Here is a 25,820-nt window from a genome sequence, read left to right on the forward strand (position 1 = left end):
GGCAGAGAGCGCGTGGCGCGTCAGCCCCGCGGCAGCGCCAGCCACATTTCGAGGAAGCGGTCGAGGAAGGCGGAGCATTCGGCGTCGTAGAGCGCCCGCCCCTCGAGATGCGCGTGGCGTCCCTGCGCGCCGGGCAGCGCGAAGCGCTCGGCGCCCCGGGTCGTCCAGCGGTTCATCATCAGCAGCGTCAATTCGATGTGGAACTGGAGCCCGAAGGCGGTCGGACCGTAGCGGAAGGCCTGGTTGGCGAAGAGATCGCCGGTGGCGAGCAGCTCGGCCCCGGGCGGCAGGTCGAAGCCCTCGCGGTGCCACTGATAGACCTTGCTCGGCCATGGCAACAGCGCCGCCCCTTCGTCGGTCGGCTTCAGCGGGTAGTAGCCGATCTCCACCAGCCCGTCGCCGCGCTGGCCGACCGGGGACCCGAGATGACGCGCCAGCATCTGCGCCCCGAGGCAGATGCCGAGCAGCGGCGCCTTCTCGGCGAGCGGAACCGCCAGCCAGTCGATCTCGCGGCGGACATAGTCCTCGTCGTCATTGGCGCTCATCGGACCGCCGAACACGATGGCCCCGGCGTGGTCCGCCAGCGTCTCGGGCAGTGGGTCGCCGAAGCGCGGCCGGCGGATGTCGAGACGATGGCCGCGCTCGACGAGGCGCAGCCCCACCCGGCCGGGTGTAGAATGCTCCTGGTGTAGGACGATCAGGACGGGTGGTTTCATCGCGCCGCACGAAAGCGCCGCTCTGCGGCGGCCACGCGCAAAAGGCTAGCGGAAGCGACGCCGTGCCACCAGTTCAAGTTGGTCGCATCGGCCTGCCGAAAAAGGCGCCGTCGGCGGAGGCGAGACCGCCGTCTCGGGCCGCTCGCTTCAGCTGCAGGCGGACATTGCTCGGCACGCCGAGCAACTCGGCCACGCGCCAGATCGTGTTGTCCTCGAATTCGTGCAGGGTTCCGTCCTGGAAGACGAGGTCCCACATCATGGCGATGATCGCCGCGCGATCGTCCTCCGGCATCCGGTCCTTCAGCACCTGCGTGAAACGGAAAAGATCGACCGCTTCCTGGTCGGCGACCTGCGCCTCCTCGATCAGCGTATCGGTCTCCTCGGAGCCGAGCCCGTACCGGCTCATCAGCAGGTCGTGCAGACGTTGGCGCTCGGACGGGGACACCGTCCCGTCGATGGCGATCACATGATAGAGCAGCGCCGCGGAAGCGAGCCGCGTGTCGTCGGCGCCGAAACGGCGGGCCTCGCCGCCCTCGCCGGTCAGTTCGGACAGGAAGCTCTTCAGGGCCTTCAGCATGATCGATCCCGCGCGGCACAAAAACAAACCGCCGGCTCATCACCGGCGGCGCTCTGGATAAATGCTCGTAGAGATGGTGCCCGGGCCTCAAGCGCGCCCGAACGCATGAATGGATTTACAACCAGATTCTGAAACAAACAAATGTCACGCGACCGCCACGAGGCTGCAGATCACGGAACCAATGCAGGAAGGCTAGCCAAATCGGCTGCCCGAGGCAAGGGGACGAGGCACGCTTTGCCAGGCATCACCGCCCGGCGCGCCGGGCGGGCGAGAGGCGGAGCCGACGGCGCTCCGCGCTCTCCACCGGAAGGGTCGGCGCGGAGACCGCGCCGCCCGTGATCGTAGCTTGCGTCGGAATCAGCGGCGCCGCGCCGCGCCACCGCGGAAGGGCGTTTTCGACGATGGCGGAGCCATCGACTCGCCCTTGTGCCGGAAGACCAGCCTTGCACGATCGAGATCGTATGGCGTCATCTCGACCGTGACGCGGTCACCCGCCAGGGTCTTGATTCGATTCTTCTTCATCCGGCCCGCCGTGTAGGCGACGACGACATGCCCATTCTCGAGTTCCACGCGGAACTTCGCGTCGGGCAGGACCTCGACGACGGTTCCTTCGAACTCGAGCGCTTCTTCCTTCGCCATGGGCTTCCTCAGGAGACCTTCAGGTTCGTCGCGGAGGTCTTGCCCCGGCGATCCGTCTCGAGCTCGTAGGAGATCTTGGCGCCGTCGCGGAGCGTCGACAGACCAGCGCGCTCAACGGCGCTGATATGGACGAACACGTCCTGACCACCCTGATCGGGCTGGATGAAACCGTAGCCCTTGGTCGCGTTGAACCACTTAACAGTACCCGTCGCCATGGAAATCTCCTTCAGTCTGGCGGTAGAGAACTTTGCTGCCGACGCCTTCGACGTCAAGCCGCGCGGCGGCGTTGTTGGCTGCGCCACCGGTTTTTCTTGCTCTTTTGAGGCATGGGACGCCCTTCGCGCTGCAGATCGGCGCCACGGTCGCTGTCGGCGACCGGGCGGGAGCTGGGCGCATGGAGCTTGTATCGCGTCGCGACCTCCGGGATCGGGCGGCGGATGAGCCGCTCGATCGCCTTCAGCCGCTGGGATTCGCCAGCGTCGAAGAGAGAGTAAGCCACCCCTTCGCGACCGGCGCGGGCCGTCCGTCCAATGCGATGGACATAGGCTTCCGGTTCGTCGGGGAGGTCGAAATTGACGACGTGAGTCACGTCGGAGACGTCGATGCCGCGTGCGGCAATGTCGGTCGCGACGAGCACGCGGAGACTGCCGTCCTTGAACCCCGCGAGAGCCTTCTGGCGCGCACCCTGGGACTTGTTGCCGTGCAGGGCGAGAGTCTCGATGCGAGCCTTGGAAAGATGCTGCGCCACACGGTCGGCGCCGTGCTTGGTGCGCGTGAACACGATGACCCGGCGCATGGTCTCGTCGGACAGAAGATCGACGAGGAAGCCGCGCTTCTCGCCGGCCGGGACATGGTAGAGGCGCTGGTCGATGCGTTCGACCGTCACCACCTCGGGCGTCACCTCGACCCGGAGCGGATCCTTGAGGATGCGCTTCGAGAGCTGGGCGACTTCGGCCGGCATGGTGGCCGAGAACAGCAGCGACTGCCGCTCCTCGGGCAGGCGGCCGACGATCTTCATGACGTCGCGCACGAAGCCCATGTCGAGCATGCGGTCGGCCTCGTCGAGGACGAGATACTGGACGCGGTCGAGCTTCACGACGCCGGAATCGAGGTGATCGAGCAGGCGGCCGGGGGTCGCGACCAGAATGTCGACGCCCTTTTCGAGGGCGCGGATCTGCGGGGTGTGGCCAACGCCGCCGAAGACGAGCGCATGGCGGATGCCGAGGAAGCGGCCGAACTTGCGCAGCTCCTCGTCGATCTGCATGGCGAGTTCGCGGGTCGGCGCGAGGATCAGGGCACGCACGCTCTTCGGCTGCAGGCCTTCGGCGCGGCGGGCGAGATGCTGGAGAAGGGGAAGGCCGAAAGCGGCGGTCTTGCCGGTGCCGGTCTGCGCGATGCCGAGCATGTCGCGACCTTCGAGCAACGCGGGGATCGCCTCTGCCTGGATCGGCGTCGGGGTCACGAGACCAGCCGCGCCAAGCGCACGCAGCAGCGGTTCGGCGAGGGCCAAATCCGCGAAATTTTTCGATTGATTCAAGAAAAAAGCCTAACTGCGCGGATGCCATCTGCATCCGACGGTATGTCCCGGCCCACGCGCGATGGGGCCAGAGGACCGGATCGTGCCCGCCTGTCCGGCGGGAAGACCCATCGACCACGGCTCCCGAGAGCCGACAGTGGATGAGACAGCGCGATCACGATGATCGTCGAGCGCTATATGCCGTCTCGGGGCCGGAAATGCAACCGGAATCTCGGGATGCCGCATCGCAGCATGCTCTTCGGTTGCCTTCGCGATCGTTCCATGCAGACTGCCGCTTCCCGAACGCCCGCCCTGATAGAGATGTCCTCCCCCCCATCCGCCGCCGGATCCCGCCGCGCCGCCCTGTCCGGGCCGGTGCTCGGCATCCTTCTCATGATCCTCGGGATCTTCCTGTTCTCGCTGAACGACGCGCTCGGGAAGTGGCTGGTCGGCACCTATTCCGTGAGCATGGTGCTGCTGTTCCGCTCGATCGCGGCGCTGGTGCTGCTCGCGCCCTTCGTCCATCGAGACGGCGGCATCAGGGGGCTGATGGCGGCGCCCAGGCCATGGGTCCAGCTCGCCCGCGTCGCGCTGGCGACGCTCGAGGTCGGGTTCTTCTACTGGTCGGTGCGCTACCTGCCGCTGGCCGATGTCATGACCTACTACCTTGCCGGCCCGATCTATGTGGCGGCGCTGTCGGCGCTCGTGCTCAAGGAGCGGATCGACGCGCGACGCTGGGCGGCGATCCTCGTCGGCTTCGTCGGCGTAATCATCGTGCTGAAGCCGTCGGCGGCGAGCCTGACGCCGCCAGCCTTCGTCGCCATCACCGGCTCCTTCGTGTTCGCCGTGCTGATGCTGGTGACGCGGCAGTTGCGCGGGACCAAGGACAGCACGCTGCTGGCCTTCACCACGACGGCCGCCATGATGGCCGGCGCGGTCACGGCGCCGTTCGCCTGGGTGACGCCGACGCTGCGCGATTTCGGGCTGCTCTCTCTGGTGGGCGTGGTCGCCCTTGTCGCCAGCCTCTGCGTCAACCGCTCGCTGAAGCTCGCCCCGGCTTCGGTCGTCGTGCCCTACCAGTACACGATGATCCTGTGGGCCGGCCTCTTCGGCTATGTGTTCTTCGGCGACGCGCCGAAGCTCAACCTTATCATCGGCGCGTTGATCATCGTCGCTGCCGGACTCTACATTTTCCTGCGCGAGCAGAAGGATGCGAAGGCGGGAAGCGGCGAAACGGTGGCCGAGGAGGTCGGGCAGACCATGTCCGCCCAACCCTGACCGGGTCCGTCAGAGCCAGAAGATCGCATAGATGATCGCGAAGGCGACGACCACGCCGGCGACGCCGAAGCCGAGGACGTAGCGCATTTCGTTGCGCGTTTCGCCTTGGCGGGCGTCTTCGGTCGACTTCCGTGGCGCATTGGCCACCGGGTCGCGTTGTGCTGCACCCGGGCGGTCGATGATGTCGTTGTCGAAACGGCTGGACATGGCGTGACTCCTTCTTTCGAAGGGACAATGCCCGTCGGCGCGAATGTTTCCGTCAGCGCTGCGACGGGCCGCGGTCGCGCGGCTCGACGACGGTGTAGTCGGCGTCGATGGTAACCCCGCCAGCAGCAGGGCCCGGGCGCTGCGGCTCGTCATATCGCGGCGGCCGACCGGGCGCGCCGGCGCCACCCGCCGCGGCGGCATCGATCCCCGCCTGCATCCGCCTGAGCGCGGCGCGCAGCAGCGCGCGGCGGAACAGCCAGGCGACGAAGCCGATCGGAACGAGGATCAATGCGAGTGCCAGCGAGAACACGAACGCCGCGATGAGCACTGCACCGCCGGCGAGGCCGAGAAGCGCCAGTTGCAGCTTCTCCTTCCAGCCGAGACCGCGGCTGCGGCCGGAAATGTAGATGGTTCGCTCTGTCTGCATCGCCCTGTGACAATCCTCCGATCGCGAAACGATGTGGCGACGCCTGCGCCCCGTTGCAAGGGAGATCCGGCGTCCCCTGCCGAGAGATACGCCGGGGCGGCCATTTTCCGTTCGGGATCGGAGGCGGATAGGGGCGGGACGCCGAGCACGGTCGGAACGCGACAAGCAGCGAACTTCACGTAGACTGCTCGGTGCGGTCGACGCGGGATATGCCGATCGCGCGACGTGAGCTCGCCTCGACAACTCCGAATCGACAGGAAGGAAACGACATGACCGACGATATCCCCAGCCGCCGAGGCGTCTTCAGGATCGCTGCCGCCGGCGCCGTCGCCACCGCGGCTGTGGCGGCCGGAGCGGCCGAGGCGCAAGCCTATCAGGGCAATATGGAACGCGCGTTGTCATCGCTCTACGACGCCCTCGCCTCGCTGCGCGAATCGACGCCGAACAAGGGCGGCCACCGGGAGACGGCGATCCGCCTGGTCCAGCAGGCGATCGCGGAAACGCAGGCCGGCATCGCGTTCGCCGATGCGCATGGTGGCGGCGGCGCCGAGTGATCGTCGCCCGTCGATCGCGGGCGCTGCCGGCCGATGGCCGCCAGTCAAAGACAGGGGAGAGGCAGAAATGACAAAGCCGCCCGAAGGCGGCCTGTTCGTCACGGTCTGGAAATTGGTGGAGCCAAGGGGAGTCGAACCCCTGACCTCTTGAATGCCATTCAAGCGCTCTCCCAACTGAGCTATGGCCCCGCCGTTTCCTGGAGGGCTTGGGCTCCCTCCGGCGCGGCGCGATCTCTAGACCGCGCCGCCAGCTAAATCAAGCCCCGATCGAGATACCCACAGGCACGCATCGATCGAGGGCGCGAGCCTTACGGCTCCTCGTCGTCGACGCCGCCGATGATGTCGGTGACGTCGTCGCCCTCTTCTTCCTCTTCCTCGATGAAGACGTCGTCCGGCTCGTCCTCGCCGATCACAACATCCTCGTCCTCGCTGTCCGTCTCGACCGCGCCGGCATCGCCCGCCTCGGAATCGGCCTCCTCGAGGCTGATGAACTCGGCGGCCTCGGGCGCCTCCTCCTCGTCCTGATCCTCTTCCTCGACGTCACGAGCCGTGGACGGACGGGCACGGACGGGGCCGGCCTCGAAGAAGGACCGCGGATAGGACTGCCCGGTATAGGGCGAGACGATCGGGTCGCGATTCAGATCGTAGAATTTCTTCCCCGTCTCGGGGTCGACACGCTTTGTGCCGAGTTCCGGTTTCGCCACGTCGTGCCTCATCGGTTGAGCGAGCGGGGTCCCTTAAAGCTTCGGCCCCGCCCTGTCAAAAGCAAATCATGCATGGAAGGTCTAGAAGCAAGTCCTCGCCGTCGATCCTGCTGGGCCTGAAGCTGGCGGGGTTCCGGCCCCCATGCTATCGCACCAGCAGGCGATGCCTCCATCCCGGGGCGCGCATGTGCCGGGGAGCCGATGATCTCGACACCACCCCTTCCGGACCCTGCCGCTCCCGCGCGGCACGACGTTGCGAGCCGCGGCGCGCTCGGCAGCCGCCCGTCGGGACCTCTTGCGGGCACGCTGGCGCTGCCCGGCGATCGGGGCGTCGCCAGCCGCGCCCTCGCGCTCGGCGCCCTCGCCATCGGCGAGACGGTCCTTTCCGGCATCTCGCCGTCCGCCGATCTCGACCCGATGCTTGCCGCGCTGCGCGCTTTCGGCGCCGAAGCGAGTTACGCCGGCGACGACCGGATCACGGTCCGCGGGCTCGGCGTCGGCGGCCTGCTGGAGCCGGAAGCGGTGATCGATTGCGGCGACCGCGCCGCGACGGCGGAGTTGCTCCTCGGCCTCGCGGCCGGCCACGGCTTCGCGACGACTTTCACCGGCGGCCGCGCGGGGCGCGCCGAGTCGCTCACAAGGATCATCGACCCGCTGCGCCGCATGGGCGTCGGCATCATCAGCCGTTCGCGCGACCGCCTGCCGCTCTCCGTGCGCGGTCCCGAAACGCCGCTGCCGGCCGATCTCAAGCTTTCGGACGCCGCCGCCGAGGCCAAGGCGGCGCTTTTGCTGGCGGCGCTTTCGGCGCCGGGCGTGACCAGCCTCACGGAAGCCGCGACGGCGCCCGACGCCATCGAGACGCTGCTGCCGGCCTTCGGCGCGGCGCTCGAGATCGAGGACTCGACGGACGGCGCGCGCACCCTCCGTCTCGAGGGACGGCGCGATCTGAAGCCGCAGAAGCTCGTCATTCCCGGCGACCCCGTGCTCGCTGCCTTTCCGATGGTCGCCGCCCTCATCGTCGAGGGATCGGCGGTAAGGCTTAGGGGCGCCGCGATGGGTCGCTCCCGCCTCGCTCTCGTCGAGACGCTGACAGCGATGGGCGCGACGATCACGCTCTCGGACCGGCACATGGCGGCGGGCGAGCCGGTGGCCGATCTCGTCGTCGCGGCCGGCCCGCTGAAGGCCGTCACCGTCGCGCCCGCCCGCGCCGCCGCTCTGTTCGACGTCCTTCCGGCACTGGCCGTGGCGGCGGCCTTCGCCGACGGCCGCACCGTCATCGAGGGCCTCGGCGCGCTGCGGCGACGGGCGGGCGATCCGATCGGCGCGCTCGTGACCACCCTCAGGGCCTGCGGCGTCGCCTGCGAGGAAGGACCGGAATCGCTCGCCATCACCGGCGCCGAACGGATCGCCGGCGGGTCCAGGCTCGCCGCCCCCGGCGATGGCGCCCTGGCGATGGCGCTTCTGGTGCTCGGCCTTCGCGCGGAAGAGGGCGTGGTGATCGAGGACGCCGGTACCGCGGTCGCCGACTGGCCGGGCTTCGCCGTCGCGATGGGCTCGCTCGGAGCCGCCATCGCGTCAACGGACAGTACAGCAGCATGATCATTGCCATCGACGGACCGGCCGGCGCCGGCAAGGGGACGCTCGCGGCGCGCCTCGCGGCCCATTACGGCTACCATTATCTCGATACCGGTCTTCTCTATCGCGCGGTCGGCCACCAGATGGCCGAGCGCGGGCTCGATCTCGACGACGCCGCGGCGGCGGGTGATGTCGCGCGGGCGCTCGACCCCTCACATCTCGCGGAAGGGGAACTGCGCGGTCGCGAGGCCGGCGAACGCGCCTCGCGCGTCGCGGTGCACCCCCCGGTGCGGTCGGCGCTCGTCGAGTTCCAGCGCGCCTTCGCCCTTCGAAAGCCCGGCACCGTGCTCGACGGCCGCGACATCGGCACCGCGATCTGCCCCGATGCCGATGTGAAGCTCTATGTCACCGCCTCGCCCGAGGTGAGGGCCCGGCGGCGGACCGACGAGCTCAACGCCAAGGGGCGCGACGTCGACTATGAACGCATCCTCGCGGAGATCCGCGAGCGCGACGAGCGCGACGCCGGCCGCGCCTCCGCGCCGCTCCGAAAGGCCGAAGACGCCGTGCTCATCGATACCAGCGCGCTCGATATCGACGGCGTGTTCCGCGCCGCCGTCGATATCATCGACGCGAAACGGGGCCAAATCGGCACGAATACGGCCTAAATTCGGCTTCCGAAGGCTGGAATCGGCTTGCCGCGGCCAAGGCCACCCTATATAGAGCGCGGGTCTGCGAGGCGGTGCGAAAGCGCCGCGCGCGGCCATTTATCATCAGGTGCCGGTCCGGAAGCGTCGGTCCGCCCCTCACGGGGCCAGCCCGCATTGATGCGTGGCGAGGCCAGTCCCTGATCCCGAAACACGAGCCGCCGGCGCATGCCAGTCATGGCACCAGGAGTTTTCATGGCCTCTACCAATCCGTCCCGCGAAGATTTTGCTTCCCTGCTCGAGGAGTCCTTCCAGAAGGAAGACCTGTTCGAGGGCAGCGTCGTCAAGGGCACCGTCGTCGCGATCGAGAAGGATCTCGCGGTCATCGACGTCGGCCTGAAGACCGAGGGACGTGTCGCCCTCAAGGAATTCAACGGCCCCGGCCGCGATCAGCCGATCCAGGTCGGCGACGTCGTCGAGGTCTATCTCGAGCGCGTCGAGAACGCCCTCGGTGAAGCCGTTCTCTCGCGCGACAAGGCGCGCCGCGAAGAGAGCTGGGTCCGCCTCGAGGAGCAGTTCAACAAGAACGAGAAGGTCACGGGCGTCATCTTCAACCAGGTCAAGGGTGGCTTCACCGTCGACCTGGACGGCGCCGTCGCCTTCCTGCCGCGTTCGCAGGTCGATATCCGCCCGGTGCGCGACGTCGGCCCGCTGATGCACACGCCGCAGCCCTTCCAGATCCTCAAGATGGACAAGCGCCGCGGCAACATCGTCGTGTCGCGCCGTACCGTCCTCGAAGAGACCCGCGCCGAGCAGCGTTCGGAGCTGGTGCAGAGCCTCGAGGAAGGCCAGATCATCGAGGGCGTCGTCAAGAACATCACCGACTACGGTGCGTTCGTCGACCTCGGCGGCATCGACGGCCTCCTGCATGTCACCGACATCGCTTGGCGTCGCATCAACCATCCGACCGAGGTGCTCTCGATCGGCCAGACCGTCCGCGTGCAGATCATCCGCGTCAATCACGAGACGCACCGCATCTCGCTCGGCATGAAGCAGCTCGAGGCCGATCCGTGGTCGGGCATCGAGGCGAAGTATCCGGTCAACGCCAAGTTCTCGGGCCGCGTCACGAACATCACCGACTACGGTGCGTTCGTCGAACTGGAACCGGGCATCGAGGGCCTGATCCACGTCTCCGAGATGTCCTGGACGAAGAAGAACGTCCATCCCGGCAAGATCGTCTCCACCTCTCAGGAAGTCGAAGTCGTCATCCTCGAGGTCGATCCGGTCAAGCGCCGCATCTCGCTCGGCCTCAAGCAGACGCTCGCCAATCCGTGGGAGACCTTCTCCGACAAGTATCCGGTCGGCTCGATCGTCGAGGGTGAGGTCAAGAACAAGACCGAGTTCGGTCTGTTCATCGGCCTCGACGGCGACGTCGATGGCATGGTCCACCTGTCGGACCTCGACTGGAACCGTCCGGGCGAGCAGGTCATCGACGAGTACAACCGCGGCGACATGGTCAAGGCGCAGGTGCTCGACGTCGACATCGACAAGGAGCGCATCTCGCTCGGCATCAAGCAGGTCGGCGGCGATCCGTTCGTCGAGGCTTCGGGCGAGATCCGCAAGGGCGCCGTCGTGACCTGCGAGGTCATCGCGGTGAACGAGGGCGGCATCGAGGTTCGCATCGCGGACTCCGATCTCACCACCTTCATCCGTCGCGCCGATCTGTCGCGCGACCGTTCGGAGCAGCGCCCCGAGCGCTTCGCTCCCGGCGAGAAGGTCGACGCCCGCGTCACCAACTTCGACAAGAAGGCCCGCAAGGTCTCCGTCTCCATCAAGGCGCTCGAAATCGCCGAGGAGAAGGAAGCCGTGGCGCAGTTCGGTTCGTCCGACTCGGGCGCTTCGCTCGGCGACATCCTGGGCGCGGCCCTGAAGGCCCGTCAGAACGACGAGTAAGCCTCCCCGCTTCCTGCGGAAGAAACCTGGAACGCCCCGGCCATCGGCCGGGGCGTTTCGCTTTTCAGGCGTCAAAAAGCCTTTCCCGGCAAAGCCTTGCCGATCGCGCATTTGCGTCGCGGCCACAAAGGGGCTAACTGGACGTCGCAAAATGCGCGACGAGGGACGGGCGGCAGGAGCGAGAGATGGCCTTGGGAGCGGAAGACATCATCGAGCGGCGGCGCCTGCGGCGTAAGCTCGTCTTCTGGCGCGTGCTGGGCGTCCTCGCCTTCATCGCCGCCGTCGTCGTCGCGGCCATGCTCGCCGCGGGGCCGGAGCGGCTTGCCGGGCGGGCGATGCCGCACGTAGCGCGCATCTCGATCGACGGCTTCATCACCGACGACCGCGAGCAGCTCGAGCTCATCGACCGTCTCGCCAGGAACGATGCGGTGCGCGCCGTCATTGTCTCGATCGATTCCGGCGGCGGCGCCACCGTCGGCGGCGAGGCGCTCTACGACAAGCTGCGCGCCCTCTCCGCCCGCAAGCCGACCGTCGCCTCGATCAAGACGCTGGGCGCCTCCGCCGCCTATATGGCCGCCATCGCCACCGATCAGGTCTTCGCCTACCGCTCGTCGATCACCGGCTCGATCGGCGTCCTGTTCCAGTCGCCTGAACTGTCGGAAGCGATGAAGAAGCTCGGGATCGGCCTCACCGAGGTGAAATCCTCGCCACTCAAGGCCGCGCCCTCGCCCTTCCAGCCGGCCAGCCCGGAATCGCTCGCCGTGATCAAGAGCCTCATCGACGACACCTACAACTGGTTCGTCGACATCGTCGCCGAGCGGCGCAAGCTCGACCGGCCGACCGCCGTGACGCTGGCCGACGGGCGCGTCTATTCGGGCCAGCAGGCCAAGGCCGCCGGCCTCGTCGACGCCATCGGCGGCGAAGACGAGGCGCTCGACTGGCTGGTCAAGGAAAAAGGCATCGACCCGGCCCTCAGGGTCGTCGAATGGGAGAAGGAGAGCGACCGGCCCGGCCTCTTCTCCGCGGCGGTGTTGCGCGTCTTCGCGCGCCAGCTCGGTCTCGCGCCTGACGCGCTCGACGGAGCGCTTCTCCCCTCATGGTTGCCCCGGCTGCAGCTTGACGGTCTTCTTTCGGTTTGGCAGGCTCCCTCCGAGGGCGGCGCGGAAGGGGCAGTGCGATGATCAAGTCGGAGCTTGTCCAGAGGATTGCCGAGCAGAATCCGCATCTCTACCAGCGCGACGTCGAGCATATCGTGAACTCGATCCTCGACGAGATCGTCGATGCTCTGGCCCGGGGCGACCGGGTGGAGCTGCGCGGCTTCGGCGCCTTCTCCGTGAAGAACCGGCCCGCGCGGCAGGGACGCAACCCGAGGACGGGTACCAAGGTTGAGGTCACGGAGAAGTTCGTGCCCTTCTTCAAGACCGGCAAGGAGATGCGCGAGCGTCTCAATCCGGACGAATAGGACCCCTCGCCCTATGAAGCGTGTGATCGCCGCCGTCATCCTCGTCCCGCTCGCCGTCGTCCTCGTGGCGCTGGCGGTGGCCAATCGGCATGGCGTCACCCTGTCGCTCGATCCCTTCAACGGCGACGCGCCGGCCGCCGCGCTCACGCTGCCGCTCTATGTGCTCGTCTTCGCCGCCCTGCTGGTCGGGGTGGTCATCGGCGGCGTCGGCGCCTGGTTCGGACAGGGTCGATGGCGTCGCCAGGCGCGCAGCCTGAAGCGCGAGGCGAAGGTGGTGAAGCGGGAGAACGAGGCCTATCGCGCCGCCGCCGCTTCCTCTCCCGCCGCGACGCTCCCGATCGTCCGACGCGACGCAGCCTGAACCGGCCCGACCGGACCTGCCGCGGTTGGACTCTCCGCGGCTTTCATGGCAAACGAGACCCATGTCCGGTCCTAGATCCACTCCGCCCGTGATCGTGAAGATCTGCGGGATTTCCACGCCCGAGACCCTCGAGGCCTCGCTCGGCGCCGGTGCCGACATGATCGGCTTCAACTTCTTCCCCAAGAGCCCGCGCGCGGTCTCGCTGGAGGCGGGCAGCGCACTCGCCGGCCGCGTGGCCGGCCGGGCCGAGATCGTCGCGCTCACCGTCGACATGGGCGATGACGAGATCGCGGCGATCGTCGCGGCCGTCCGGCCCGACTGGTTGCAGCTGCATGGCAAGGAGCCGCCCGAGCGGGTCGCCGCGTTGCAGGATCGGTTCGGGCTCGGCGTCCTCAAGGCGATCGGCATCCGCGGCCCAGACGACCTCGCCGAGGTGGCCGCCCATGCCGGCGTCGCCGACCGGCTGCTGCTCGACGCCAAGGCGCCGGCCGGTGCGGCGCTGCCGGGCGGCAACGGGCGCGTCTTCGACTGGTCGCTGCTCGATGGTCTTGACCCGGCGCTGCCCTATATGCTGTCCGGAGGGCTCGATGCTGGCAATGTTGCCGAGGCGATCGCGCGTACCGGCACCCGCGGTGTGGACGTCTCGTCGGGTGTCGAGACCGCGCCGGGCGTCAAGGACGCGGCACTGATCGAAGCTTTCATCGCGGCCGCGCGCAGCGGCGCCGACAGCGTGCCGGCATCGTCCGGCGAGGGGACCACCACGTGACCGCTCCGCAACTGCCCAATTCGTTCCGCACCGGCCCGGATGACCGTGGCCATTTCGGCATCTTCGGTGGGCGCTATGTCGCCGAAACGCTGATGCCGCTGATCCTCGAGCTCGAAAAGGCCTATGAGGATGCGAAAGCCGATCCGGCCTTCGCGGCCGAGCTTTCGGCGCTCTCGACCCATTATGCCGGGCGGCCGTCCAAGCTCTATTTCGCCGAGGGCCTGACCCGCCATCTCGGCGGCGCGCGCATCTTCTTCAAGCGCGAGGACCTCAACCACACCGGCAGCCACAAGATCAACAACTGCCTCGGCCAGATCCTGCTCGCCCGCCGCATGGGCAAGACGCGCATCATCGCCGAGACGGGCGCCGGCCAGCACGGCGTCGCCTCGGCGACAGTCTCGGCCCGCTTCGGCTTCCCCTGTGTCGTCTATATGGGCGCGACGGATGTCGAGCGGCAGAAGCCGAACGTCTTCCGCATGAAGCTGCTCGGCGCCGAGGTGAAGCCCGTCACCGCCGGCAACGGAACGCTCAAGGACGCGATGAACGAGGCGCTCCGCGACTGGGTGACCAATGTCGAGGACACCTACTACCTGATCGGCACCGCCGCCGGCCCGCATCCCTATCCCGAGCTCGTGCGCGACTTCCAGTCGGTGATCGGCACCGAGGCGCGGGCGCAGATGCTGGAGCAGGAGGGACGCCTGCCCGACATGATCATCGCCGCCGTCGGCGGCGGGTCGAACGCCATCGGCCTCTTCCATCCCTTCCTCGACGATGCCTCGGTCGCGATCGTGGGCGTCGAGGCCGGCGGCCATGGCCTCGAGGGCGACGAGCACTGCGCCTCGATGAATGCCGGCCGGCCGGGCGTGCTGCACGGCAACCGCACCTATCTTCTGCAGGACGCGGACGGCCAGATCCTCGAGGGCCACTCGATCTCGGCCGGGCTCGATTATCCCGGCGTCGGCCCGGAGCATTCCTGGCTGCGCGACACCGGCCGGGTCGACTATGTGCCGATCCTCGACGACGAGGCGCTCGACGCTTTCCAGGTCTGCACCCGCACCGAGGGCATCATCCCGGCGCTCGAATCCGCGCATGCCATCGCCGAGGCGATCAAGCGCGCGCCGACCATGGACCGCGACGCGATCATCCTCGTCAACCTCTCCGGACGCGGCGACAAGGACATCCACACGGTCGGCAAGCTGACGGGCCTGGAACTCTGAGCCCCACCCGCCGCAGCCTGCATCCTCCGATCGCCGCCGCCGCGCGCGTGCGGGCGCCATTCTTCGAGTGAGACGACCCATGAGCAACACCCGCATCGACCGCCGCTTCGCTGCCGTCAAGGCCGAGGGCCGGCCGGCGCTCGTCACCTTCTTCACGGCCGGCGATCCCGACCAGGCGACGACGCTGTCGATCCTCAAGGCGCTGCCCGGCGCCGGCGCCGACGTCATCGAGCTGGGCATGCCGTTCTCGGACCCGATGGCCGACGGTCCGGCGATCCAGGCGGCGGGGCTCAGGGCGCTGAAGGGCGGCCAGACCATGGCGAAGACGCTCGAGATTGTGCGCCTTTTCCGCCAGATCGACGACGAGACCCCGATCGTGCTGATGGGCTACTACAACCCCATCTATGCACGCGGATCGGAAGCCTTCGTCGCGGAGGCCAAGGAGGCCGGGGTCGACGGCCTCATCATCGTCGACCTGCCGCCGGAGGCCGACGACGAGCTCTGCATTCCCGCGCTGAAGGCGGGCCTCAATTTCATTCGCCTCGCGACCCCGACGACCGATGACCGCCGCCTGCCGGCGGTGCTCGCCAACACCTCGGGCTTCGTCTATTACGTCTCGATCAACGGCATCACCGGCTCGGCGGCGCCGGACAACTCGCGCGTTGCCGAGGCGGTCGGCCGCATCAAGCGGCATACCGACCTGCCGGTCGCGGTCGGCTTCGGCGTCCGTACGGCGGAGCAGGCGGCGGCGATCGGCGCGAATGCCGACGGTGTCGTGGTGGGTTCGGCGATCGTGCAGGCGATCGCGGCCTCGCTCGACGAAGGCGGCAAGGCGACGGAGGGCACGGTGTCCGCGGTCGTCGCGCTGGTCTCGCAGCTCGCCGAGGGCGTCCGCGCCGCCCGCAGCCTCAGCGCCGCGTGAGCGCCGGCAAGCAAGGAGTGTTCTTCAGATGAGCTGGATCAACGACGTCGTCCGTCCGAAGATCAAGAGCCTGCTCAACAAGCGCGAGGTCCCGGAGAATCTCTGGATCAAGGATCCTGAGTCCGGGGAACTCGTCTTCCTGCGCGATCTCGAGGCCAACCACTATGTGGTGCCGAATTCCGGCTACCATATGCGCATGACGGCGCCGAAACGGCTCGCCCATTTCTTCGACGAGGGCCGCTACGAGGCGATCCCCCTGCCGGAAGTCGCGATCGACCCGCTGAAGTTTCGCGACGAGAAGCGCTACACCGACCGCCTGAAGGATGCCCGCACAAAGACCGGGCTTCAGGATGCGGTCCTGGTCGGCGCCGGCTTCGTCGAGGGCGTGCCGCTCGTCGCCGCCGTGCAGGACTTCGATTTCATGGGCGGCTCGCTCGGCATGGCCGCCGGCGAGGCGGTGATCGCCGGCATGGAGACGGCGGTCCAGCGCCAGCAGCCCTTCGTGATGTTCGCCGCCTCGGGCGGCGCCCGCATGCAGGAAGGCATTCTCTCGCTGATGCAGCTGCCGCGCACCACCGCGGCCGTTCTGGCGCTGCGCGACGCGCGGCTGCCCTATATCGTCGTGCTGACCAACCCGACCACGGGCGGCGTCACCGCCTCCTATGCCATGCTTGGCGACATCCAGATCGCCGAGCCGGGCGCGCTGATCGGCTTCGCCGGGCCGCGCGTCATCGAACAGACGATCCGGGAGAAGCTGCCGGAAGGGTTCCAGCGCTCCGAATATCTCTTCGCGCATGGCATGGTCGACATGGTCGTGCACCGGCACGAACTGCGCCCGACCATCGCCCGGCTCTGCGCCCTTTTGGGGCCGAAGCCGCAGCCCGCCGCCGAGAGCAGGGCCGTCGCGCTCGCAACCTAGGGAGCGCGAACAGCACACCGGCGCATTCCGGGCCGCGGCCTGCGGCCCGCCGAGACCTGCCCGAAGGACTTTCGACCATGGACTACAGCGCCGCGATCCTCGAGCGGCTGTTCCGCCTGCATCCGAAGGATATCGACCTCTCGCTGGAGCGGCTGCTGCCCCTCCTCGAGAAGCTCGGCCATCCCGAGAGGAAGCTCGGCACCGTCTTCCACATCGCCGGCACCAACGGCAAGGGATCGACGACCGCCTTCCTGCGCGCCATGCTGGAGGCGAGCGGGCGGACCGTCCATGTCTACACCTCGCCGCATCTCGTCAGCTTCCACGAGCGCATCCGGCTCGGCCGCCCCGGCGGCGGCCAGCATGTGAGCGAGGACGAGCTGGTGGCGACGCTGACCGATGTCGAGCGGCTGAACGACGGCGCGCCCATCACCCAGTTCGAGATCACCACCGCGGCCGCCTTCGCTCTGTTCGCCGCGCATCCCGCCGATGTGACGCTGCTCGAGGTGGGGCTCGGCGGGCGCTATGACGCGACGAATGTCATCGACGCACCCGACGTTTCGGTGATCACGTCGATTTCCATGGATCACGAGCGCTTCCTCGGCGACCGCATCGAGATGATCGCCGGCGAGAAGGCGGGGATCATCAAGCGCGGACGGCCCGTCGTCGTGGCGCCGCAGACTTCCGAAGTGCTGGCGGTAATCGAGCGCGAGTCCGAGCGGAAGCGCGCGCCGCTCTTCGTCGGCAACCGCGACTGGATCGCCCATGCCGAACGCGGCCGGCTGGTCTTCCAGGACGAGCACGGCCTCGTCGACCTGCCGGCGCCGCGCCTGCCCGGCCGCCACCAGTTCGTCAATGCCGGCAATGCGGTAGCGGCGCTCCGCCATTCCTCGCTTTCCGTGCCGCAATCGGCGATCGAGGCGGGACTGTCGGGCGTCGACTGGCCGGCCCGCATGCAACGCCTCTCGACCGGCGCCCTTCTGGCGCTGGCGCCGCCCGAGGCCGAACTCTGGCTCGACGGGGGCCACAATCCCGGTGCCGGCGCGGTCATCGCCGAGGCGGTGGCCGATCTCGAGGAGCGGTTGCCCCGCCCGCTCTATCTCGTTGCCGGCATGCTCCAGACCAAGGATCCGGTCGGCTTCTTCCGACCGTTCGCGGGTCTCGCCGCGCATGTCTTCACGGTGCCCATCGCGAGTTCGTCGGCCGGCCGGGACCCGCGCGAGCTTGCCGAGGCGGCGCGCGAGGCCGGTCTCGAGGCGGAGGCGACGAGCGACGTGCCGGCGGCGCTCGCCGCCCTTGGCCGCATGCTGCCGCCCGGCACCGTTCCGCGCATCCTCATCTGCGGCTCGCTCTATCTCGCCGGCGACGTCCTCGACCTCAACGGAACGCCGCCGCGCTGAGCCAGCCCGATCGCGTCAGGGGAGCGACGATGATGCGCGAGGCCCAAAGACGGCACATCGCATCGCTGGATATCCTCCGCGTCGGGTCGATGCTCTACATCGTCGGCTTCTGGCATCTGATGAACTATGCCGTGGCAGGCGGCTTCTATCGCAACGAAGTGACGACCCGCGTCACCGTCGTGCTGCTCGCGACCTTCACCATGCTGTCGGGCTATCTCCTCGGATTGCGACCGGTCGAGCCGACACGCGCCTCGATCGCCAGCTTCTACCGGCGGCGGATGCTGCGCATCTATCCGCCGCTGGTCCTGGCCGTGCTCTGCTTCGTCCTCATGGGCCTGACAACCTGGCCAACGGCGATCCGCACCATGTTGCTGGTCGGCGAGATCGTCGGCCCGCCGCCGCTGACGCTCTGGTATGTGGCGATGCTGGCGCTGTTCTACCTGATCACGCCACTGCTCTCCGTCGGATCGTCGGCCGCGCGGCGCGCCCTCGTCGCGGTCGCTGTCATGCTGCTGCTCGCGGCGCTGTCGGGCTGGGGCGGCCTTGCGACGGATCCGCGGATCGCCCTCTATTTTCCGAGCTTCGCGATCGGCCTCGCGGTCGCCCGCGAACCGCTCCCGCCGCGATGGATGCTGTTCGCATCGGCGGCGCTGGGGCTTGCCTCGATTGTCCTGACGCTCGGCCAACCCGTTCCGGCGATCGAACGTACGCTCCTGTCCGCGCCCATGGCGACCCTGCTGGCGCTGGCACTGCTCCTTCTCGCGCTTTCCCTCGCGAATCGGGTCCCGCCATCGCCCGTCCTCGCGGCACTCGGCACGGCCAGCTTCTTCATGTATCTGCTGCACCGCCCCATCTACCAGGCGCTGGCGCAGCATATCCCTTTCACCGGCCCCGTGGCGCGGACCGCCATTCTGGTCCTGGTCGCCCTGCCGATCGTCGCGGCCACCAGTTGGACGGCCCAGAAGGCCTATGACGCCCTTCTGGCCCGGTTGACGCTCGCCTGACCGCGGCCGAAATGAAAACGGGGCCCGCAGGCCCCGTTCCGATCGATCCTGAGACCGTGATCAGATCGCGTTCTTGATCCAGTCGGCCAGCCGGTTCTTCGGCGCGGCGCCGACCTGGATCGCGGCCGGCTCACCGTCCTTGAACAGGATGAGCGTCGGGATCGAGCGCACGCCATAGCGCACTGCGATGTTCGGATTCTCGTCGATGTTGAGCTTGGCGATGGTCACCTTGCCGTCCATCTCCTGCTGGATCTCCTCCAGCGCCGGCGCAATCATCCGGCAGGGGCCGCACCACTCGGCCCAGAAATCGACGACGACGGGACCGCTGGCACCGAGAACGTCGGTGTCGAAGGAGCTGTCGGTTACTTTGGCGGTCGCCATGAAAAGCCTCGCGCGGGATTGAGGGAAGGTGGGCCGAAGGTAGGGAGCGGCCCATGGCCGGTCAAGGCTTTGTGGGTCACGCCCTGGTGATGCGCGAGATATGCTCGTCGAGGCGCTCGGAAGGCACGGCAATGAGCCGCGGTGCCTCGGTATAGACGAGCACCGCATCGACCGCGCGGCCCGGATAGAGCCTCTCCAGCACCGCGCGATAGAGTGCAAGCTGCACGGCATGCGATTCGGGGATGCCGGCGAGATCGGCCGGCGGCGCGCGGTCGGTCTTGAAGTCGGCGATCAGGATGCGGTCTTCGCTTGCGACGAGGCGGTCGATGCGGCCGGAGACGGCGAGGGGCCCAGACGGCGTCGCGATCGCGCCCTCTACCGCCACCTCGGCGCGGCTGCCTGGGCCGAACAGCGCCGCGATGCCGGGCGCCGCGATCAGCGCCGCGAGGTCTGCCGCGAGCCGTGTCCGCTCGGCCTCGCCCCAGTCGGGCGCGACCGCCGCGAGATAGGCGGCGGCGACCTCCACGCGGCTTTCCGGCGGGTGCTCGGGCAGCGCCTGCAGCAGGCGGTGGACGATGACACCGCGGGCGAGGGCCGCGGCCGCCACGGGAACCGGTGCGCGCGGGCCGGAGGGCCGCAGGCGGCGCGGTTCGGCCGGTGCAGGGGGTGGTGTCGCGGCGAGGAAAGGCGGCAACGGCGCGCGGTGGCGTTCCGCCGGTGGCTCCTCGTCGCGTGCCGGCGCCGCTTCGGCTTGCCAGTCGCGGCGCCATTCGAGGCTCTCGAAGACGTCCTCCCCGAGCGTCACGGGCACGGCCCGCGCCGCCGGCGCGAGCGCCTGGCGGACGAGATCCTGCCAGAGCGGCTCGGCGGGCGGCCTCCCCTTCAGTGTTCCGCAGACGATGAGCCGGTCGCGCGCCCGCGTCAGGGCGACATAGAGCAGGCGGCGATATTCCTCGCGCGCCTTGTCGCGCAGCCCCTCGATCGCGGATTTGACGGCGGCGCGCCGGGGAATGCCGGGCACCACATAGGCGAGCGGCGCGCCGGACGCGTCGTCGGGATCGTCGGCGAGCGCCACCAGCTCGGGGTCGTGGCCGGCATGGGCGGGCGCCGAGCCCGTATCCACGAGGAAGACGATCTCCGCCTCGAGGCCCTTGGCGCCGTGCACCGTCATGACGCGGATCTCGTCACGCGCGAGGTCGGCATCGCGCTTGATCTCTGTCGCCGCCGCCCGCATCCAGGCGACGAAGCCCTGCAACGAGGGCGCTTCGCTCTCCTCGAAGGCGAGCGCGCGGGCGAGGAATTCGTCCAGCACCTCGTCCGCCTCCGCGCCGAGCCGTGCGAGAATGGCGCGGCGTCCGCCATCGGGGCCGAGGATGCGCGCGAAGAAGGCGTGCGGGCCCATGCGATCGGCGCGTGCCCGCCAGGTGGCGAAGCGCTCCGCCGCGGCGACGGCGGCGGGCAGCGGCGAGGCAGCCAGGGCGGTGGCGAGCGAGCCCGGCCGGCCATGCGCGATCGCGAAGAGATCCTCCTCGGTGAGGCCGACCAGCGGGCTCTTCAGGAGTGCGGCGAGCGCGAGGTCATCCTGCGGCTGCAGCGTCGCATCGGCGAGCGCGAGAAGGTCGAGGACGGCGATATGCCGGCCGAGCGCCAGGCGGTCGGCACCGGCCACCGCGAGGCCGGCCCCCTTGAGCGCGCGGTTGATGGCGTCGGTCTGGGGACCGCGCGTGCGCGTCAGGATCAGGATGTTGCCGGGCCGGATCGGGGCGCCTGTGGCCTCGATCCGCTCGCCCCCCGTGATCCAGCCGGCGATGGTGCGGGCGATGCGGTCTGCGAGGCGGACAGCCGGGCTGCGGGTATCGAGCCGGTCGAGCGGCGCATGCCATTCCTCGGGTTCCGTCACCTCCTCCGGCGCGATCGGCTCCCAGATCGTGACACGCCCTGCCTCGCCGCGCCGCGCGGCCTCGTGGACGGTCGGCGCCGGATCGCGCGTGAGGCCGCGATGCGCGTCGGGATCGGCGAAGACGGCGTCGACGGCCGCGAGCACATCGGCGGTCGAGCGGAAGGAGAGGCGCAGTTCCAGCGACCGGAATGTCGCGTCGACGGCATCGGCCGCCCGGCGGAAGCGCTGGCGCTGGCGGGCGAACCAGGCCGGCACAGCGCCCTGGAAGGAGTAGATCGACTGCTTCTCGTCGCCGACCGCGAAGAAGGTGCGCTGCCGCTCGCTGGCCCCCTCGCCCGCGAAGAACTCGTCGGCGAGCCCGCCGATCACCCCCCATTGGCCGGGACTGGTGTCCTGGGCCTCGTCGACCAAGATATGGTCGAGGCCGCGGTCGAGCTTGTAATGCACCCAGCGCGAGGCCTCGGAGCGGTGCAGCAGCGCGTCGGTGCGGGCGACGAGGTCCTCGAAGTCGAGCGCTCCGGAGCGCCGCTTGGCCGTCTCGTAGCCCTCCACGACGGCCTCGCCGAGTACGAGCAGCGCCTCCGTCGCATCGGCCGCCTGCGCTGAGGCGATTCGGTCCAGCAATGCCTCCAGCCGCGCGCCTTCCGCCTGCAGCCGCTCGGCGAGGCCCGGCCAGCCATCCAGCACCGCCTTGGGCGCGAGGCTCTTGCGGATCGTGCCGCTCCCCGTGAGCATGTAGGCGCGCCAGATGCCGGCGCGGGTCAGCGGATCGGCGGCCTCGGTGAAGGGCGCGAGGATCGCCCCCAGTTCCTGATGCTTCGGGCCGGCGGCGGCGAGAGCAGCCACGAGCCGCGCGATCTCGGCATCGCTGAAGGAGAGACCGGAGGCGACCGACGCCTCGAGGCTCGCGACCTCGTCGTCGGGCGAGAGGCCGAGCCTTTCCCTCAGCGCCGCGAGGCCCTCGTCGAGCGAGCCATGCGCCTCGATCATCGCCGTCAGCGCGGCGCGGCGGGCGATGATCTCGTCGAGTGCCGATTCGATGCCCTGGTCGGACGCCGCCGTCAGCAGCCGGGCGAAGGCACGGCCGAGCCGGGCGTGGCCCTCGGAGCTCGCTTTGGCGAGCACCTGGCGGCGGGCCGTCTCGATGAGGATGTCGGCCTCGCGCTCGTCGAGCACGGTGAAGGCGCCGGCCACCTCCGCCTCGAAGGGGAACTGGTGCAGCAGCCTCTCGCAGAAGGCGTGGATGGTCTGGATCTTCAGCCCGCCCGGCGTCTCCAGCGCTCGCGCGAACAGGCGGCGGGCGCGAAGGCGGTCGGCCGCGCTCACGCCGCCGCCGCCATGATGATCGGCGAGGACCTTGTCGAGCGCCGCGTCGTCGAGCCGCGTCCATTCGGCCAGCGTCCTGAAGACGCGCGCCGCCATTTCCGCCGCCGCGGCCTTGGTGAAGGTCAGGCAGAGGATGGAGCCGGGATCGGCGCCGGCGAGCAGCAGGCGGATGACCCGCCGCGCCAGCACATAGGTCTTGCCGGAACCGGCATTGGCCGAGACCCAGGCCGAGGCTGCGGGATCGGTCGCCTCGCGCTGGACGCGGCGCGTCTCGTCATCGACGGCGATCATGTCTCGTCCCCCTCGCCGAGCGCCCATTCCGCCACGCGGGCGAGATGGTCGTAAGGGCTCTCCCAGCGCGTCTCGAACATCGGCCGCGCGCGCGAGACATAGGCGCGGTCCTCGTCCCCATAGGCCGCGATGAGCCGGGCCAGCCGGTCGGCGGCCTCGTCGCCGAGTTCGTCGGCCGGCCTGTCCTTCACGGCGCTGGAGAAGGGCTGACCCTTGCCGACCTTGCCGAGGCCGATCCAGCCGAGCACGGCGACGGAGCCGCCGGGCGGAATCTCGCGAAAGGCTCCCCGGCGCAGCATCGCGGTTTCCAGCGCGAGCTGCGGCGCGAGGCCGGTCGCGAGCTGCTTGGCCGAAGGCGGCGCACCAGTCTTGAAATCGATGATCTCATAGGCGCCGTCCGTGCGGCGGTCGATGCGGTCGGCGCGGCCGGTGAGCTCGAAGCCGCCCGGCAGCGGCATACGGCCGTCGATCTCGGCATGTCGCTCGGCGATGCCGTCGCGCGTCCGCTCCCAGTCGACATACCAGCGGGCGATCGCAAGGAAGCGCGGCCACCAGAGCGCATGGACGGCCGGAAAGGCGGCGATCTCGTGGAAGACGTCGCGGCCCTCCTCGATCAGCGTCGCTTCCGCAGCGCCGTCGAATTGCCCCGTCCAGCGCGCCGCGAAGCGGCCAAGCGCCTCGTGGATCAGCGTGCCGCGCAGCGCCGCGTCGGGCGCGACGTCGATCGGATCGAGCGGCTCCAGCCTCAGGATGCGACGCGCATAGATCGCATAGGGATCGCGGACCAGCGTCTCGATCTCGGTCACCGAGAGGCGCTTCGGCCGGGCGGACACCGGCGGCTTCGGACGCGGGCGCTTCATGGCTTCGGGCGCCGGCGCGGCGTCGAGCGCGCGGGCCCAGTCGAGATAGACGGCGCCCCGCGCCGCGATCTCCTTCGCCGCGGCCTCGCCGAGGCGGGCATCGATGCGTTGCAGCCAGCGCGAGGGAATGGTCGGCGTGCCGCCGCGCCGCTCGCAGCGGGTGACGACGACGCGCGGATTGCCGAGCGCCGCCGCGAAGTCGTGCGCCGCCTGGCCGAGCCGGCGCTCCGGCGCCTCGAGGCCGAACGCTGCGCGCATCGAGCGCGAGAGCCAGGGATCGGTGCGCGTCGCCGCGGGCCAGATGCCCTCGTCCAGCCCCGCCAGCACGAGGCAGTCGGCCGATTGCAGACGCGCCTCCAGCGTGCCCCAGATCGCGATGCGCGGATCGCCGCCGCCGCGGGGCGGCACCGCGACGCCGCCCATCGCAGCATCGAGGAAATCCGGGAACTCGGAGCCCGAAAGCGCCAGCGTGGCGCCATGCGGGCCGCCGAGACCCTCGAGCAGGCCGGAAAGGGCTTCGCCGTCCTCGTCCGCCTCGATGACGCCTTCGCCGTCCTCCGTTTCGAGGATGGCGGCAATTGTCGTGCGAAGCTCCGCGGCCAGGGTCGCCGCGTCGCTCCTGGCGCCATCGGCCAGCCGGCCAGCGAGCGGATCGAGCGCCGCGACCATGCGGGCGACGAGATCGGCCGCCGCCTCGCAGTCGGCGACCGAGAGGCGCCGCACGGCCGGATGCCGGCGCTTGTCGGGATCGGCCGCGTCGTCGATCGCCGCCGCCAGCGCCGCCGGCAGGCCGGCGAGCCCCCCCGCGAGCAGCCGGCCGCGGAAAAGCAGCAGATCGATCGTCTCGGCGGCGGCGCGGCACACGGAGCGCGGCAGGCCGAAGGTCGCGAGCGGATGCTTGGCGAGCGCGAGGAGATCGAGTGGCGCGCCGTCGGAGCGCGCGGCGGCGGTCGTGAGGCGGGCGAGCGTGCCGATCTGGGTTCCGCGCAGGCCGCGCCCGGCGGAATCGACGACGTCGAGGCCGAAACGCTGCAATTCCGCCACGACCCGCGCCGCAATGGCGCGGTCGGGCGTCACCAGCGCCGCGCTGGCACCGGGTTCCTCGATCGCCTCGCGCAGCACGACGGCAATGGCGAGCGCTTCCTCCTGCTCGTTGCGGGCGGCGACCAGCGCGATGCCTTCGGTCGCCAGCGGATCGACGTCCGGCGCCACGGCCCAGGCCTCGGTCGTCTCGGCCGGCCGCATGGCATCGGAGACGAGGCGGCCGCGTGCGGCGAGCGCCGGCGGCGGGCTCGCCAGCGTCTCGACATCGGCGCGGAGGATGCCGGCCCGTCCGAGCCACTGCTTGAGGCCGTATTGCGGATGCCCCGGTGCGCCGGCGGCGCCGCCGCCGATGGCATTCCAGGCCTCCTCGTCGAGGCCGAGATCGAGATCGGGCAGCACCACGGCGCCGTTTCCGAGCCGGGCGATGGTCGCGAGAAGCTCGGCGGTCGCGGGAACCGAGCCCGTCGAGCCGGCCGCGACCACGAGCCCCGGAGGCGGCGCCGTGCGCAGCCGACCGGCTTCGGCCCGGATCAGCAGGTCGCGCCGCGCCGCCGGATCGGCCAGCTCGGTCTCGGCAAGAAAGGCCGGCCAGGCCTCCCCGACGATCTTCAGAAAATCGAGCGTGATCTGCCAGTACCGGGCGAGATCCTCAGGCACGAGACGATCGAGCGCGGAAAAGGCGAGCCCTGCCGCCGCCACGTCGTCGACGAGGCGGGCGAGATCGCCGGCGAGATGGAATGCATCTGCGGCGGAGGCGGGAATGGTGACGGGCGCGTCGGGGCTCTCGGCCAGCATCGCTTGGCGCAACCGGTCGCCCCAGGCCCGCGTCAGGCGCGCCAGCACTAGCTGCCGGTCGAGCCGCGAGATGGCCGCCGGCAGAACGAGACGGTCGGCGGGGTCCTCGACCGGCTGCAGCAGCAGGTCGTCCTCGTCGACATCGCCGATCGGCCGGATGACGGGAAGGATCGCGGCGCCGCCGAGCCGCTCGGCGAGCACCGCGCCCAGCGCCCGCGCCGCGCGGCGGTTGGGCAGGAAGATGCGGACATCGGCGAGCGCCAGCGGATCGGCCGCGAAATCCGGCACAGGGCCGAGCCGGCCGGCGAGAAGCGCGTCGGCGAGCGTCGGCAGGAACCGGGCGCCGGCTGGAATGGTGAAGACGCGCGCCCGCTCCGCCATCGGC

General features: G+C 69.5%; 25 protein-coding genes and 1 tRNA gene. 14 read left to right on the forward strand and 12 right to left on the reverse strand.

All coding sequences use genetic code 11. The annotated features are described in order from the left end of the window. Nucleotides 1–20 precede the first annotated feature (20 nt). The 5 genes from QO015_RS12525 to QO015_RS12545 all read right to left on the reverse strand — a co-directional run bounded on the left by QO015_RS12525 (nucleotide 21) and on the right by QO015_RS12545 (nucleotide 3,469). Complete coding sequence (locus tag QO015_RS12525) at nucleotides 21–716, reverse strand: glutamine amidotransferase (RefSeq protein ID WP_266279055.1); 696 nt, start codon at nucleotides 714–716, stop codon at nucleotides 21–23. 73 nt (nucleotides 717–789) lie between these two features. Next, nucleotides 790–1,293 carry a tellurite resistance TerB family protein gene (locus tag QO015_RS12530; protein WP_266279054.1) on the reverse strand — a complete coding sequence of 168 codons (504 nt, stop codon included), beginning with the start codon at nucleotides 1,291–1,293 and terminating at the stop codon, nucleotides 790–792. A 357-nt stretch (nucleotides 1,294–1,650) separates the two neighbouring features. Next, a complete protein-coding gene (gene infA, locus QO015_RS12535) occupies nucleotides 1,651–1,932 on the reverse strand; it encodes a translation initiation factor IF-1 (RefSeq protein WP_266279052.1) in 282 nt (93 codons plus the stop codon). A gap of 8 nt (nucleotides 1,933–1,940) precedes the next feature. Continuing rightward, the gene (locus QO015_RS12540) at nucleotides 1,941–2,147 is read right to left on the reverse strand and encodes a cold-shock protein (protein ID WP_073053266.1); all 207 of its coding nucleotides are present in this window, start codon (nucleotides 2,145–2,147) and stop codon (nucleotides 1,941–1,943) included. Nucleotides 2,148–2,200: 53 nt separating this feature from the next. Continuing rightward, a complete protein-coding gene (locus QO015_RS12545; protein ID WP_307289999.1) occupies nucleotides 2,201–3,469 on the reverse strand; it encodes a DEAD/DEAH box helicase in 1,269 nt (422 codons plus the stop codon). A 300-nt stretch (nucleotides 3,470–3,769) separates the two neighbouring features. Here QO015_RS12545 and QO015_RS12550 point away from each other — a divergent pair, with 300 nt between their 5' ends. Next, a complete protein-coding gene (locus tag QO015_RS12550) occupies nucleotides 3,770–4,726 on the forward strand; it encodes a DMT family transporter (RefSeq protein ID WP_266279048.1) in 957 nt (318 codons plus the stop codon). Nucleotides 4,727–4,735: 9 nt separating this feature from the next. Here the strand turns inward: QO015_RS12550 and QO015_RS12555 are convergent, their stop codons facing one another. Then, nucleotides 4,736–4,933 carry a hypothetical protein gene (locus QO015_RS12555; RefSeq protein ID WP_266279046.1) on the reverse strand — a complete coding sequence of 66 codons (198 nt, stop codon included), beginning with the start codon at nucleotides 4,931–4,933 and terminating at the stop codon, nucleotides 4,736–4,738. 52 nt (nucleotides 4,934–4,985) lie between these two features. Then, complete coding sequence (locus QO015_RS12560) at nucleotides 4,986–5,360, reverse strand: hypothetical protein (protein WP_266279045.1); 375 nt, start codon at nucleotides 5,358–5,360, stop codon at nucleotides 4,986–4,988. Nucleotides 5,361–5,629: 269 nt separating this feature from the next. Between QO015_RS12560 and QO015_RS12565 the strand changes: the two genes are divergently transcribed. Continuing rightward, nucleotides 5,630–5,914: a hypothetical protein gene (locus tag QO015_RS12565; protein WP_266279044.1), complete on the forward strand. Its 285-nt coding sequence runs from the start codon at nucleotides 5,630–5,632 to the stop codon at nucleotides 5,912–5,914. Between the two features lie 113 nt (nucleotides 5,915–6,027). On the opposite strand, the gene QO015_RS12570 is transcribed toward QO015_RS12565, so the two are convergent. After that, a tRNA-Ala gene (locus QO015_RS12570) sits at nucleotides 6,028–6,103 on the reverse strand. Nucleotides 6,104–6,222: 119 nt separating this feature from the next. Further along, complete coding sequence (locus tag QO015_RS12575; protein WP_266279042.1) at nucleotides 6,223–6,618, reverse strand: TIGR02300 family protein; 396 nt, start codon at nucleotides 6,616–6,618, stop codon at nucleotides 6,223–6,225. 201 nt (nucleotides 6,619–6,819) lie between these two features. Between QO015_RS12575 and QO015_RS12580 the strand changes: the two genes are divergently transcribed. The 12 genes from QO015_RS12580 to QO015_RS12635 all read left to right on the forward strand — a co-directional run bounded on the left by QO015_RS12580 (nucleotide 6,820) and on the right by QO015_RS12635 (nucleotide 18,838). Next, nucleotides 6,820–8,217 (forward strand): carboxyvinyltransferase, encoded by a 1,398-nt coding sequence (locus tag QO015_RS12580; protein ID WP_266279041.1) that lies wholly within the window; start codon nucleotides 6,820–6,822, stop codon nucleotides 8,215–8,217. Next, on the forward strand, nucleotides 8,214–8,858 hold the full coding sequence (gene cmk, locus QO015_RS12585) for a (d)CMP kinase (RefSeq protein WP_266279039.1): 645 nt from the start codon (nucleotides 8,214–8,216) through the stop codon (nucleotides 8,856–8,858). The genes QO015_RS12580 and cmk overlap by 4 nt, the downstream gene beginning before the upstream one ends. Nucleotides 8,859–9,092: 234 nt before the next feature. Next, on the forward strand, nucleotides 9,093–10,790 hold the full coding sequence (rpsA, locus tag QO015_RS12590; protein ID WP_266279038.1) for a 30S ribosomal protein S1: 1,698 nt from the start codon (nucleotides 9,093–9,095) through the stop codon (nucleotides 10,788–10,790). A gap of 185 nt (nucleotides 10,791–10,975) precedes the next feature. Further along, complete coding sequence (gene sppA / locus QO015_RS12595) at nucleotides 10,976–11,971, forward strand: signal peptide peptidase SppA (RefSeq protein ID WP_266279036.1); 996 nt, start codon at nucleotides 10,976–10,978, stop codon at nucleotides 11,969–11,971. Further along, nucleotides 11,968–12,252: an integration host factor subunit beta gene (gene ihfB, locus QO015_RS12600; protein ID WP_266279034.1), complete on the forward strand. Its 285-nt coding sequence runs from the start codon at nucleotides 11,968–11,970 to the stop codon at nucleotides 12,250–12,252. The genes sppA and ihfB overlap by 4 nt, the downstream gene beginning before the upstream one ends. A gap of 13 nt (nucleotides 12,253–12,265) precedes the next feature. Next, a complete protein-coding gene (locus tag QO015_RS12605) occupies nucleotides 12,266–12,613 on the forward strand; it encodes a lipopolysaccharide assembly protein LapA domain-containing protein (RefSeq protein WP_266279033.1) in 348 nt (115 codons plus the stop codon). Between the two features lie 61 nt (nucleotides 12,614–12,674). Next, entirely contained in the window at nucleotides 12,675–13,379 is a 705-nt protein-coding gene (locus QO015_RS12610; RefSeq protein ID WP_266279032.1) for a phosphoribosylanthranilate isomerase, read from the forward strand. Further along, nucleotides 13,376–14,596: a tryptophan synthase subunit beta gene (gene trpB, locus QO015_RS12615; protein ID WP_266279030.1), complete on the forward strand. Its 1,221-nt coding sequence runs from the start codon at nucleotides 13,376–13,378 to the stop codon at nucleotides 14,594–14,596. The genes QO015_RS12610 and trpB overlap by 4 nt, the downstream gene beginning before the upstream one ends. 79 nt (nucleotides 14,597–14,675) lie before the next feature. Further along, on the forward strand, nucleotides 14,676–15,518 hold the full coding sequence (gene trpA, locus QO015_RS12620) for a tryptophan synthase subunit alpha (RefSeq protein WP_266279028.1): 843 nt from the start codon (nucleotides 14,676–14,678) through the stop codon (nucleotides 15,516–15,518). Nucleotides 15,519–15,546: 28 nt separating this feature from the next. Next, nucleotides 15,547–16,437, forward strand: coding sequence for an acetyl-CoA carboxylase, carboxyltransferase subunit beta (gene accD, locus QO015_RS12625; RefSeq protein ID WP_266279026.1), 891 nt, complete (start codon nucleotides 15,547–15,549; stop codon nucleotides 16,435–16,437). A gap of 77 nt (nucleotides 16,438–16,514) precedes the next feature. Next, nucleotides 16,515–17,834 carry a bifunctional folylpolyglutamate synthase/dihydrofolate synthase gene (locus QO015_RS12630; RefSeq protein ID WP_266279024.1) on the forward strand — a complete coding sequence of 440 codons (1,320 nt, stop codon included), beginning with the start codon at nucleotides 16,515–16,517 and terminating at the stop codon, nucleotides 17,832–17,834. Between the two features lie 29 nt (nucleotides 17,835–17,863). Then, nucleotides 17,864–18,838: an acyltransferase family protein gene (locus QO015_RS12635; RefSeq protein ID WP_266279022.1), complete on the forward strand. Its 975-nt coding sequence runs from the start codon at nucleotides 17,864–17,866 to the stop codon at nucleotides 18,836–18,838. 60 nt (nucleotides 18,839–18,898) lie between these two features. On the opposite strand, the gene trxA is transcribed toward QO015_RS12635, so the two are convergent. From trxA to addB, 3 genes are all read right to left on the reverse strand, one after another. After that, complete coding sequence (trxA, locus tag QO015_RS12640; RefSeq protein ID WP_266279020.1) at nucleotides 18,899–19,219, reverse strand: thioredoxin TrxA; 321 nt, start codon at nucleotides 19,217–19,219, stop codon at nucleotides 18,899–18,901. Between the two features lie 76 nt (nucleotides 19,220–19,295). Next, nucleotides 19,296–22,736: a double-strand break repair helicase AddA gene (addA, locus tag QO015_RS12645; RefSeq protein WP_266279018.1), complete on the reverse strand. Its 3,441-nt coding sequence runs from the start codon at nucleotides 22,734–22,736 to the stop codon at nucleotides 19,296–19,298. Further along, nucleotides 22,733–25,816, reverse strand: a complete 3,084-nt coding sequence (gene addB, locus QO015_RS12650) for a double-strand break repair protein AddB (protein WP_266279016.1) — start codon at nucleotides 25,814–25,816, stop codon at nucleotides 22,733–22,735. The genes addA and addB overlap by 4 nt, the downstream gene beginning before the upstream one ends. Nucleotides 25,817–25,820: the final 4 nt, after the last annotated feature.

The organism is Kaistia geumhonensis (assembly GCF_030815145.1).
Taxonomy (GTDB): domain Bacteria; phylum Pseudomonadota; class Alphaproteobacteria; order Rhizobiales; family Kaistiaceae; genus Kaistia; species Kaistia geumhonensis.